Raw genomic sequence first — 13,432 nt, 5'->3', positions numbered from 1 at the left:
ACATGGGCGGCCGGAACCAGCGCCGGGTTTCTTTTGGGTAAATGACGGGGGACGCGCAGAAACTGGTGCGCAGGCTTAGCAATCTTGCTCTTTTCTCGCTAACGTCGAGCCTGTGACGACTAACTCAGGAACCAGCGCCGTATCAATGAAAATGTCGACCGGCTCCATCACTGATGGGCTGCGGTTCGGACGATTCCCGATCACCGCCGTGCAGCCCGTTGTGGAGGATGGAAAATTTCCGGCCAAGGCCTTGCCCGGCGAGGGAATCGTGGTGGGCGCCACCGCTTTCCGCGAAGGGCATGACCAACTCGGCGTCAGTGCCGTGCTCTTCGACCCCGAAGGCAATGAGCGCCAGAGGGTCAGGCTCGCGCCGCCGCGCGGGGAACGCGGCATGGGAACGGACCGCTGGGAAGGCGTGCTCACGCCGTCGGAAGAGGGGAACTGGTCCTTTGCCATCGAGGCCTGGCACGACCGCTACGGCACGTGGCACCACAACGCCGAGGTGAAGGTGGCCGCCGAAATCGACGTGGAGCTGATGCTGGCCGAAGGATCCGCGCTGCTCGGTGAAGCATCCGAAGACGACTCCCGCAGCGACTGGGACAGGGGCGTTCTCCGTGCGGCAGCCGACAGGCTCGCCGACACGTCGCTGAGCACGGAGGAGCGCCTCGGGGCCGGCTTCGGCCACGACGTGGCCGGCGTTGTGGCGCACCAGCCCATCCGCGAACTGGTGACCGTCTCCGAAAAGTTCCCGCTGAACGTTGAACGCGACCGTGCCGGACGGGGCGCCTGGTACGAGTTCTTTCCCCGCTCCGAAGGGGCCGTCAAGGATCACACCACAGGCACCTGGACCTCCGGAAACTTCCGCACCGCCGCCAGGCGGCTTGATGCCGTCGCCGCCATGGGCTTCGATGTTATCTACATGCCGCCCATCCACCCCATCGGCGTGCAGCACCGCAAGGGCCCCAACAACACCTTGATCGCCGGCCCGAACGATCCCGGCTCGCCCTGGGCAATCGGCGCGGCCGAAGGCGGCCACGATGCCATCCATCCGGACCTCGGCACCTTCGAGGACTTCGACGCCTTCGTGGCGCGGGCAAACGAACTGGGCCTGGAAGTTGCCCTGGACCTCGCGCTCCAGGCGGCTCCGGACCATCCCTGGGTACAGTCGCATCCGGAGTGGTTCACCACCCGCGTGGACGGCAGCATTGCCTATGCCGAGAATCCGCCGAAGAAGTACCAGGACATTTATCCGCTCAATTTCGATAATGATCCCGAGGGGCTTTCAAACGAAATTCTGCGGATTGTGCTGCTGTGGGTGAGCCACGGCGTAAAGATTTTCCGCGTGGATAACCCGCACACCAAGCCGGTGTGGTTCTGGGAATGGCTTATTGCGCAGGTAAACAAAGAGGTTTCCGGCGTGGTGTTCCTGGCCGAGGCGTTCACGCGCCCAGCCATGATGCATGCGCTTGGCCGCGCGGGGTTCCAGCAGTCCTACACGTACTTCACCTGGCGGAACACCAAGAAGGAGATCGAGTCTTACTTCACCGAGGTGAGCCACGAGTCAGCGGCCTTCTTCCGCCCCAACTTCTTCGTCAACACCCCGGACATCCTCACTGAATACCTGCAGTTCGGCGGGCCGGCGGCGTTCAGGATCAGGGCCGCCCTGGCAGCGACGGCCAGTCCGTTGTGGGGCGTCTACGCGGGCTACGAGCTGTTCGAGCATGTGGCCAGGCCCGGCGCGGAGGAGTACATCGACAACGAAAAGTTCGAGTACAAGGAACGCGACTGGGACGCCGCGGCGCAATCCGGACGGACCCTCGCCCCGTACATCACCAGGCTCAACGAGATCAGGCATGCCCACCCCGCGCTGCAGGACCTGCAGAACCTGACCGTCCACCACAGCACGGACGACGCCACGGTGGTCTACTCCAAGCACAAGACCCTTCCTGACGGGTCCAAGGACACCCTGATCGTGGTGGTCAATGTAGATCCGCACGGGACCAGGGAATCCACGGTCTCGCTGGACCTGGCGGCCCTTGAACTCGACGCCCGGGACCTGACGCATAACGGCGGCTTCCACGTGGATGACCTCATCTCCGGTGAAAGCTGGGAGTGGGGCGAGTACAACTACGTCCGCCTCGACCCGCACGTGGAGCCCGCGCACATCCTGCGCGTGAGGAGAATGCATCAGTGAATTTCAATCCGCAAAGTTCCGGCCAGCATTTCACTCCCAAGAGCACGTTCGAGCTAAATGCCCCGGGCCTTCAGCATGATCCGCTGTGGTACCGGAAGGCCGTGTTCTACGAAGTACTGGTCAGGGCCTTTGCGGATGCCAACGGTGACGGTTCCGGCGACTTCTCCGGCCTCATTGACAGGCTTGACTACCTGCAGTGGCTGGGCGTGGACTGCCTCTGGCTGCCACCGTTCTTCCAGTCACCGCTGCGCGACGGCGGCTATGACATCTCCGACTACAACTCGGTCCTGGACGAGTTTGGAACAATCAGTGACTTCAAGCGGCTGGTTGCCGAGGCCCACGCCCGGGGTGTCCGGGTCATCATCGACCTGCCCCTGAACCACACGTCGGACCAGCACCCGTGGTTCCAGGAGTCACGCAAGGACCCGGATGGCCCCTACGGGGACTTCTACGTCTGGAGCGACACTGACGAGAAGTACCAGGACGCGCGCATCATCTTCGTTGATACGGAGGAATCCAACTGGACCTTCGATCCCATCCGCCGCCAGTTCTTCTGGCATCGGTTCTTCAGCCACCAGCCCGACCTGAACTTCGAAAACCCGAAGGTCATCGAGGCATTGTTCGATGTGGTCCGGTTCTGGCTGGACCAGGGAATCGACGGTTTCCGGGCCGATGCCATCCCCTACCTGTACGAAGAGGAGGGGACCAACTGCGAGAACCTTCCGGCCACCCACGAGTTCCTCCGCAAGCTCCGCACCATGGTGGACGAAAGCTATCCCGGGCGGGTCATCATCGCCGAGGCCAACCAGCCGCCGAATGAAGTGGTGGAATACTTCGGGACGGAAGAAGAGCCCGAATGCCACATGGCCTTCCACTTCCCGATCATGCCGCGGCTGTACTACGCGCTCCGGGACCAGAAGGCCGCCCCGATCATCGAGACCATGCATGACACCCCCGAAATACCGGACGGGGCACAGTGGGGCACCTTCCTGCGGAACCATGACGAACTGACCCTGGAAATGGTCACCGCGGATGAGCGGGCGGCCATGCTGGGCTGGTACGCGCCGGACCCCCGCATGCGTGCCAATATCGGCATCCGACGCAGGCTCGCGCCCCTCCTGGACAACTCCCGCGCTGAGATCGAGCTGATCAACGCCCTGCTGCTTTCGCTGCCCGGAAGCCCGTTCCTGTACTACGGGGACGAGATCGGCATGGGCGACAACATCTGGCTTGAAGACCGCGATGCCGTGCGTACCCCCATGCAGTGGAACCCGGACCGGAATGCCGGCTTCTCCAACGCGGATCCGGGCAAGCTCTACCTGCCGCCCATTCAGTCCCTGGTGTACAACTACAGCATGGCCAATGTGGAGGCTGAGGCGGCCCATTCCGGTTCGCTGCTGCGCTGGACCCGTCAGATCCTCAGCGTACGCAAGAACCACCCCGCTTTCGGCCTCGGCGGGTTCAAGCACGTCGAGGCCGACCACGACGCCGTACTGGCCTACCTCCGCGAACTTCCGGACGGCAACTCGGCGGGCGCCGTCGCGGAGACCATCCTGTGCACCTTCAACCTCTCGCAGCATCCGGTCGCGGCCCAGTTGAAGATCCCGCAGTTCGCCGGACGGGGGTTGCGCGATGTCTTCGGCGGCCAGCCGTTCCCCGGCATCAACGAGGACGGAAACCTGACCCTGACCCTTGGCAGCCACGACTTCTTCTGGTTGCGGATCCGGTCCGCTGCATCCAACCCGTCGTCTCCGTACACGCAGGCAATTCCGATCCTCTCGATTGAGAACTGAGATATGAACCAGCCAATCCTCACCCCCGCCCTCACTGCCCTCCTCCAGGAATGGCTGCCACGGCAGCGCTGGTTCCCGGTCAAGACACCCGACTTCGAGATGTCCCAGGCCGGCAGCCTGGGGCTTGAGGATCCCTCGGGCCACGCCGGGCTGGCCGTCTTCCTCCTGAGCGTCACCACGAAGACGCCCGACGGCGGCAGGCGGACGGCCGTTGTCCAGGTTCCCTTGAGCTTCCGGCAGGCGCCGGCTGCCGGAATGGAACGTGCCCTTGTGGGGCAGGCCGCCGGCATGGATCCATCCCGGACCTGGGTCTATGACGCCGTCCACGATCCCGACTTCGTGGGCAGCTTGCTGGAGCTCATCCGGAACAGGGAAAAGGCGCCAAACGGAGCCGCGGCCGGCTTTCGTGTCGAGGGGGAGCGGCGGCTGCCCACCAGCCGCGGCGTTGTGAAGGTGCTGTCAGGTGAGCAATCCAACAGTTCAGTCATTGTGGACGACGGCGAGTCTGCCGCCATCCTGAAGGTGTTCCGGGTGCTGTCCGACGGCACCAATCCGGAAGTTGAAGTGGGTGCTGCCCTGACGGCTGCCGGCACGTTGGAAGTTCCCGCCACCCTTGGCTGGGTGCGCGGCGAATGGCTGGCCCAGGCGGCAAACGGAGCGGCAGCCAACGGCGCGGGCCCGCGGTATGTCCAGGGCGAACTGGCTGTGGCGCACGAGTTCCTGGCGGGCGGCCGGGACGCATGGCTGCTGGCCGTTGACGCCGCCCGGTCCGGCACTGACTTCACGGCAGAAGCCCGCGCGCTCGGTGCGGCCACCGCCACCGTCCACCAGCGGCTGGCCGAAGCGCTGGGCCAGTCAGCGGAGCGCCAGCCGGGCCAGGTCATCGCTCCCGCAGTAGCCCAGCGCGTCCGCCAGGCATGGGCGGAAGCCGGAAGCGCCGTCGGCCCTTACGACGACGCCCTGACCGCACTGCTCGACCAGCTGGACCACGCACCGGCCGGCCCGCTGCAGCGCATCCACGGGGACCTCCACCTGGGCCAGATCCTCCAGGTCCCGGGGCACGCGGGAAGCCCTGCGCGGTGGGCCATCCTCGATTTTGAAGGCGAACCGCTGCGGCCCGTCGCAGAACGCAACGTCCCGGACGTTCCCCTGAGGGACGTCGTCGGAATGCTGCGGTCTTTCGATTACGCGGCCGGAGCAGCCCAGCGCGAACAGGAAGGGGCGCAGGTCCCGGCCAACTGGGTTGACGACTGCGCGGAGGCCTTCCTGGCAGGGTACGCGGCGGTGACGCCCGGGACCGTGGACAGGGAGTCGCCCCTCTTTGTGGCATTGTGGCTGGACAAGGCACTGTACGAAGTAGTTTATGAATTGCGTAACAGGCCCGACTGGTTGGCGATCCCCGTGAACGCCTCCCGGCGGCTCCTGGGCGGTAACGGCGCCGGCGATCACGCCGGCGCAGCATCGGAAGGTAACGAAATGACAGGCTCAGCACGAACTGACCGGCCGGGAGCGCCGCTCCATGTGGACGAGGGCACCCTGGGCAAGATTGCGAACGGTGAACACCACGCACCCCACTCTGTCCTAGGCGCGCACCTTGACGATTACGGCCACGTGACTATCCGTACGGTGAAGCACCTCGCGGAAGCAGTGACCGTGATTACGCCGACGGGCGAAGTGCCGATGGAACATGAAGCCCATGGCGTTTGGGTGGCAGTCCTTGAACCGCTGCAGCACGGGCACGTCCCCGACTACAGGCTGTCGGTCACCTACCCGGGTGCCGAACCGGTCACCATGGACGAGCCCTACCGCTACCTGCCCACCGTGGGCGAAGTGGACCTGCACCTTATCGGTGAGGGCCGGCACGAAAAGCTCTGGGAGGTGCTCGGCGCCCACGTCCAGCACTACAAGTCCGCCATGGGGGACGTAGACGGTGTTTCGTTTGCCGTCTGGGCACCCAACGCGCAGGCGGTCCGCGTCAAGGGTGACTTCAACGCCTGGGACGGCCGCGAGAACTCCCTCCGTTCGCTGGGCTCCTCGGGGGTATGGGAACTCTTTGTGCCGGGCGTTTTGGCAGGGGCGTGCTACAAATTCGAAATCAGGACCAAGGCCGGCCACTGGGTGGAGAAGGCAGACCCCCTGGCTTTCGGTACCGAAGTGCCCCCGCTGACCGCTTCCCGGGTGGTTGAGCCTTCGTACGCCTTCAAGGACGACGAATGGATGGAGGCGCGCGCCCAGCGGGATCCCCACAACTCGGCGATGAGCGTCTACGAGGTACACCTCGGTTCCTGGCGCCTGGGCCTCAGCTACCGGGAGCTCGCCAAGGAACTGGTTGACTACGTCAAGTGGCTCGGATTCACGCATGTGGAGTTCATGCCCGTGGCAGAGCACCCCTTCGGCGGGTCCTGGGGCTACCAGGTCACCTCCTACTTCGCCCCCACCTCCCGTTTCGGCCACCCGGATGAGTTCCGCTACCTGGTGGACACCCTCCACCAGGCGGGGATCGGCGTGCTGCTGGACTGGGTCCCGGCCCACTTCCCCAAGGACGCCTGGGCGCTTGCGCAGTTCGACGGCGAGCCCCTGTACGAGCACGCAGACCCGAACCTGGGCGAGCACCCTGACTGGGGCACCCTGATCTTTGACTTCGGCCGAACCGAAGTCCGGAACTTCCTGGTGGCCAACGCCCTGTACTGGCTGGACGAATTCCACATTGACGGCCTGCGCGTGGACGCCGTGGCTTCCATGCTCTACCTCGACTACTCGCGGCAGGACGGGCAGTGGCAGCCCAACAGGTTCGGCGGCAGGGAAAACCTGGAAGCGATTTCCTTCCTCCAGGAAGTCAACGCCACGGTCTACAAGACGCACCCGGGCGCTGTGATGATCGCCGAAGAGTCCACCGCGTTTCCGGGCGTCACCGCTCCCACCAGCCATGGCGGCCTCGGCTTCGGCCTGAAGTGGAACATGGGATGGATGCACGATTCGCTCAAGTACATTTCCGAGGAGCCGATCAACCGCAAATGGCACCACGGCACCGTCACGTTTTCCATGGTCTACGCCTTTACGGAAAACTTCCTGCTTCCCATCAGCCACGATGAGGTAGTCCACGGCAAGGGCTCCATGCTCCGCAAAATGCCTGGCGACCGCTGGCAGCAGCTCGCAAACCTGCGCGCTTTCCTCGCCTACCAGTGGGCGCACCCCGGCAAGCAGCTGATCTTCATGGGCACCGAGTTTGGCCAGGAAGCGGAATGGTCCGAACAGCATGGGCTCGACTGGTGGCTTGCCGACATCCCAGCACACAACGGCGTGCAACTGCTCACCAAGGACCTCAACGAGCTCTACAGTTCCACGCCGGCGCTGTACACCAGGGACAACGAGCCCGGGGGCTTCCAGTGGATCAACGGGGGAGACGCGGACCGGAACGTCCTGTCCTTCATCCGTTGGGACAAGGAGAACAACCCGCTGGTTTGCGCCATCAACTTCTCCGGATCGCCGCACGTCGGCTACACCCTGGGGGTTCCGGAGGCCGGTGCATGGACCGAAGTGCTGAACACGGACGCCACCACTTACGGCGGATCCGGTGTCCTCAATTCCGGTGCGCTGAAGGCAACGGACCAGGGACAGGACGGCCAGCCGGCAACGCTGAGCGTCACCCTCCCGCCGCTGGGGGCCGCCTACTTCAAGCCGGGAGCTCCGGCGGCCGGCTAGCAGCCGGTCCCCGATGAGCGGGGAAGGCCCGGAATCCGCGTGGTTCCGGGCCTTTTCCTGTCTCCAGTACGGGGCGCGGAAGGCCCTCTGCGGCCCGGTTGGCGATCTGGAAAAAGTGGTGGTAGAGTTTATTTCCGCGCTGCTCCACGGAGTCAGACGGAAAAACCGACACTCAAGCTTTTGGCTGAAGAGAGTCGCGGACGCCGGTTTGACAAGTGAGAAGCCAGCGGGTAAGTTTGAAAAGTTGCTCCGGAGCGATCCACGGTGGTTTTTTGCTGGTGGTGGTGCCGGGTGTGTCTGTTGTTTGAGAACTCAATAGTGTGCCAAGTTTGTTGATACCAATTGTTTTAGTGATTGGTTGAATTGACCGGGCTGTCCGCCCCTGTGGGTGGTCTGGTTTTTACAGCTGGTTTCAAATTTTGTGCAGCCTTTTTGTCCCGTTTTCCCGGGGCTGGGGGTTGTGTCTGTTTTACTTCAACGGAGAGTTTGATCCTGGCTCAGGATGAACGCTGGCGGCGTGCTTAACACATGCAAGTCGAACGATGAACCTCACTTGTGGGGGGATTAGTGGCGAACGGGTGAGTAACACGTGAGTAACCTGCCCTTAACTCTGGGATAAGCCTGGGAAACTGGGTCTAATACCGGATATGACTCCTCATCGCATGGTGGGGGGTGGAAAGCTTTTTGTGGTTTTGGATGGACTCGCGGCCTATCAGCTTGTTGGTGAGGTAATGGCTTACCAAGGCGACGACGGGTAGCCGGCCTGAGAGGGTGACCGGCCACACTGGGACTGAGACACGGCCCAGACTCCTACGGGAGGCAGCAGTGGGGAATATTGCACAATGGGCGCAAGCCTGATGCAGCGACGCCGCGTGAGGGATGACGGCCTTCGGGTTGTAAACCTCTTTCAGTAGGGAAGAAGCGAAAGTGACGGTACCTGCAGAAGAAGCGCCGGCTAACTACGTGCCAGCAGCCGCGGTAATACGTAGGGCGCAAGCGTTATCCGGAATTATTGGGCGTAAAGAGCTCGTAGGCGGTTTGTCGCGTCTGCCGTGAAAGTCCGGGGCTCAACTCCGGATCTGCGGTGGGTACGGGCAGACTAGAGTGATGTAGGGGAGACTGGAATTCCTGGTGTAGCGGTGAAATGCGCAGATATCAGGAGGAACACCGATGGCGAAGGCAGGTCTCTGGGCATTAACTGACGCTGAGGAGCGAAAGCATGGGGAGCGAACAGGATTAGATACCCTGGTAGTCCATGCCGTAAACGTTGGGCACTAGGTGTGGGGGACATTCCACGTTTTCCGCGCCGTAGCTAACGCATTAAGTGCCCCGCCTGGGGAGTACGGCCGCAAGGCTAAAACTCAAAGGAATTGACGGGGGCCCGCACAAGCGGCGGAGCATGCGGATTAATTCGATGCAACGCGAAGAACCTTACCAAGGCTTGACATGAACCGGTAATACCTGGAGACAGGTGCCCCGCTTGCGGTCGGTTTACAGGTGGTGCATGGTTGTCGTCAGCTCGTGTCGTGAGATGTTGGGTTAAGTCCCGCAACGAGCGCAACCCTCGTTCTATGTTGCCAGCACGTGATGGTGGGGACTCATAGGAGACTGCCGGGGTCAACTCGGAGGAAGGTGGGGACGACGTCAAATCATCATGCCCCTTATGTCTTGGGCTTCACGCATGCTACAATGGCCGGTACAAAGGGTTGCGATACTGTGAGGTGGAGCTAATCCCAAAAAGCCGGTCTCAGTTCGGATTGGGGTCTGCAACTCGACCCCATGAAGTCGGAGTCGCTAGTAATCGCAGATCAGCAACGCTGCGGTGAATACGTTCCCGGGCCTTGTACACACCGCCCGTCAAGTCACGAAAGTTGGTAACACCCGAAGCCGGTGGCCTAACCCCTTGTGGGAGGGAGCTGTCGAAGGTGGGACTGGCGATTGGGACTAAGTCGTAACAAGGTAGCCGTACCGGAAGGTGCGGCTGGATCACCTCCTTTCTAAGGAGCACCTACAGATTGTTCGTGCCGTGTATGCGGTGCGGGGGTTTGTCAGGAGTACAGCCCGTTGCGCAGACGCAAGTTCTGCGGCGGGTGCTCAAGGGTGGAATATCAACGAATAGCGGCTGCCGGTTCTTTCCGGTGCTTAGTACGGTTCCTCTTTGCGGGGGTTCCTGGAAGGGTGCTGGTGGGTGCGGGTGGTTTCGTGTTTGGCACACTGTTGGGTCCTGAGGCAACAGGGCCGTGGTTCCGTCCCGTGTGGGGCGGGGTTGCGGGTTTGTTTGTTTCTGGTTTCCTGGCTGCACCGATCATGCATGTTGTGTGTGTGGGGTGTGTGGTTTGGGGTTGTTGTTTGAGAACTACATAGTGGACGCGAGCATCTTTTATAAGAAGCAATTTCCAAGAATATGAACCTGGATCTGTTGTGCTGTCTTTCGGGATGGTGCAGTGGTTTTCGTGGTTCTCTCGAAAATTAGCGTTTTTGATCTTTTGTGGTCAAGTTTTTAAGAGCACACGGTGGATGCCTTGGCATTAGGAGCCGAAGAAGGACGTAGGAATCTGCGATAAGCCTGGGGGAGTCGATAACCGGACTGTGATCCCAGGGTGTCCGAATGGGGAAACCCCGCCGAGCGCGCGAGTGACTCGGTGACCCGCATCTGAACACATAGGGTGCGTGGAGGGAACGCGGGGAAGTGAAACATCTCAGTACCCGCAGGAAGAGAAAACAATAGTGATTCCGTTAGTAGTGGCGAGCGAACGCGGATCAGGCTAAACCGTTCCATGTGTGATAGCCGGCGGGCGTTGCATGGTCGGGGTTGTGGGACTTTCCATACCAGTTCTGCCGGGCTGGTGGGGTGTGATGTGCAGGCATAGGTGAACGGTCTTGAAAGGCCGGCCAGAGAGGGTGTTAGCCCCGTAACCGTAATGTTGTGTACCGCCTGTGAGAGTATCCCAAGTAGTACGGGGCCCGAGAAATCCCGTGCGAATCTGTCAGGACCACCTGATAAGCCTAAATACTCCCTAATGACCGATAGCGGACCAGTACCGTGAGGGAAAGGTGAAAAGTACCCCGGGAGGGGAGTGAAACAGTACCTGAAACCGTGTGCTTACAATCCGTCGGAGCCAGTCTGATTCTGGTGACGGCGTGCCTTTTGAAGAATGAGCCTGCGAGTTAGTGTTACGTCGCGAGGTTAACCCGTGTGGGGCAGCCGTAGCGAAAGCGAGTCTGAATAGGGCGTTGCAGTGGCGTGATCTAGACCCGAAGCGAAGTGATCTACCCATGGCCAGGTTGAAGCGACGGTAAGACGTCGTGGAGGACCGAACCCACTTCAGTTGAAAATGGAGGGGATGAGCTGTGGGTAGGGGTGAAAGGCCAATCAAACTTCGTGATAGCTGGTTCTCCCCGAAATGCATTTAGGTGCAGCGTTGCGTGTTTCTTGCTGGAGGTAGAGCTACTGGATGGCTAATGGGCCCTACAAGGTTACTGACGTCAGCCAAACTCCGAATGCCGGTAAGTGAGAGCGCAGCAGTGAGACTGTGGGGGATAAGCTTCATAGTCGAGAGGGAAACAGCCCAGACCACCAACTAAGGCCCCTAAGCGTGTGCTAAGTGGGAAAGGATGTGGAGTTGCGAAGACAACCAGGAGGTTGGCTTAGAAGCAGCCATCCTTAAAAGAGTGCGTAATAGCTCACTGGTCAAGTGATTCCGCGCCGACAATGTAGCGGGGCTCAAGTACACCGCCGAAGTTGTGGCATTCAAATATTAGCTAAGCCCTTGTGGTTCAGGCGTTTGGATGGGTAGGGGAGCGTCGTGTGGGCGGTGAAGTCGCGGTGTAAACCAGCGGTGGAGCCTACACGAGTGAGAATGCAGGCATGAGTAGCGAAAGACGGGTGAGAAACCCGTCCGCCGAATGATCAAGGGTTCCAGGGTCAAGCTAATCTGCCCTGGGTAAGTCGGGACCTAAGGCGAGGCCGACAGGCGTAGTCGATGGACAACGGGTTGATATTCCCGTACCGGCGAAAAACCGCCCATGCTGAACAGGGGATACTAACTGCCCGAGACCTGCCTGACACCCCTTGTGGGTGAAGGGTTTTGGTGGAGCGCAGGACCTGATCCTGGGAGGCAAGCGTATTAACAGGTGTGACGCAGGAAGGTAGCCGAGCCGGGCGATGGTTGTCCCGGTCTAAGGATGTAGGGCGAACGGTAGGCAAATCCGCTGTTCATGATGCCTGAGATCTGATGGGACCCCCGTTTGGGGGGATTCGGTGATCCTATGCTGCCGAGAAAAGCATCGACGCGAGGTTTTAGCCGCCCGTACCCCAAACCGACACAGGTGATCAGGTAGAGAATACTAAGGCGATCGAGAGAATTATGGTTAAGGAACTCGGCAAAATGCCCCCGTAACTTCGGGAGAAGGGGGGCCCCAACCTTGAACACCACTTGCTGGTGGGAGGGGATCGGGGCCGCAGAGACCAGGGGGAAGCGACTGTTTACTAAAAACACAGGTCCGTGCGAAGTCGCAAGACGATGTATACGGACTGACTCCTGCCCGGTGCTGGAAGGTTAAGAGGACCGGTTAGCCGCAAGGCGAAGCTGAGAATTTAAGCCCCAGTAAACGGCGGTGGTAACTATAACCATCCTAAGGTAGCGAAATTCCTTGTCGGGTAAGTTCCGACCTGCACGAATGGAGTAACGACTTCCCCGCTGTCTCAACCATAAACTCGGCGAAATTGCAGTACGAGTAAAGATGCTCGTTACGCGCAGCAGGACGGAAAGACCCCGAGACCTTTACTATAGTTTGGTATTGGTGTTCGGAGTGGCTTGTGTAGGATAGGTGGGAGACGTTGAAGCCCGGACGCCAGTTCGGGTGGAGTCATCGTTGAAATACCACTCTGGTCACTTTGGACATCTAACTTCGGCCCGTAATCCGGGTCAGGGACAGTGCCTGATGGGTAGTTTAACTGGGGCGGTTGCCTCCTAAAAAGTAACGGAGGCGCCCAAAGGTTCCCTCAGCCTGGTTGGCAATCAGGTGTCGAGTGTAAGTGCACAAGGGAGCTTGACTGTGAGAGAGACATCTCGAGCAGGGACGAAAGTCGGGACTAGTGATCCGGCGGTACATTGTGGAATGGCCGTCGCTCAACGGATAAAAGGTACCTCGGGGATAACAGGCTGATCTTGCCCAAGAGTCCATATCGACGGCATGGTTTGGCACCTCGATGTCGGCTCGTCGCATCCTGGGGCTGGAGTAGGTCCCAAGGGTTGGGCTGTTCGCCCATTAAAGCGGTACGCGAGCTGGGTTTAGAACGTCGTGAGACAGTTCGGTCCCTATCCGCTGCGCGCGCAGGAAATTTGAGAAGGGCTGTCCTTAGTACGAGAGGACCGGGACGGACGAACCTCTGGTGTGTCAGTTGTACTGCCAAGTGCACCGCTGATTAGCTACGTTCGGATGGGATAACCGCTGAAAGCATCTAAGCGGGAAGCTCGCTTCAAGATGAGATTTCCATACACCTCGTGTGTGAGAGGCCCCCAGCCAGACCACTGGGTTGATAGGCCGGATGTGGAAGCGAGGACTAACGACTCGTGAAGCTGACCGGTACTAATAGGCCGATAACTTACACCACACACCACACCCGTGAAACCGGTTCAAAAGCGGTTCCACACCAGGGTTGGTAAAAAGATAACAAGACTGCTTGCGTCCACTATGTGGTTCCCGAACAACAAACCATTTGTTGCAGGGAACACCAACT

At 60.6% G+C, this 13,432-nt stretch carries 3 protein-coding genes and 2 rRNA genes; all 5 read left to right on the top strand.

What is annotated here, in order from left to right:
* Positions 1-151: 151 nt before the first annotated feature.
* The 5 genes from ACQ3DC_RS17665 (at position 152) to ACQ3DC_RS17645 (ending at position 13,306) form a co-directional block, all read left to right on the top strand.
* Positions 152-2,194 (top strand): alpha-1,4-glucan--maltose-1-phosphate maltosyltransferase, encoded by a 2,043-nt coding sequence (locus ACQ3DC_RS17665; protein WP_321216216.1) that lies wholly within the window; start codon positions 152-154, stop codon positions 2,192-2,194.
* Positions 2,191-3,987, top strand: coding sequence for a maltose alpha-D-glucosyltransferase (treS, locus tag ACQ3DC_RS17660; RefSeq protein WP_421093676.1), 1,797 nt, complete (start codon positions 2,191-2,193; stop codon positions 3,985-3,987). Before ACQ3DC_RS17665 ends, treS begins: the two co-directional genes overlap by 4 nt.
* A 3-nt stretch (positions 3,988-3,990) precedes the next feature.
* Complete coding sequence (locus ACQ3DC_RS17655; RefSeq protein ID WP_321215377.1) at positions 3,991-7,689, top strand: 1,4-alpha-glucan branching enzyme; 3,699 nt, start codon at positions 3,991-3,993, stop codon at positions 7,687-7,689.
* A gap of 474 nt (positions 7,690-8,163) precedes the next feature.
* Positions 8,164-9,686, top strand: a 16S ribosomal RNA gene (locus ACQ3DC_RS17650).
* Between the two features lie 493 nt (positions 9,687-10,179).
* A 23S ribosomal RNA gene (locus ACQ3DC_RS17645) occupies positions 10,180-13,306 on the top strand.
* Together the 16S and 23S rRNA genes form the textbook arrangement of a ribosomal RNA operon.
* Positions 13,307-13,432 lie beyond the last annotated feature (126 nt).

The organism is Paenarthrobacter sp. NEAU-H11, from assembly GCF_050573415.1.
GTDB lineage: Bacteria > Actinomycetota > Actinomycetes > Actinomycetales > Micrococcaceae > Arthrobacter.
This window is presented reverse-complemented; position numbering and strand designations above follow the sequence as displayed.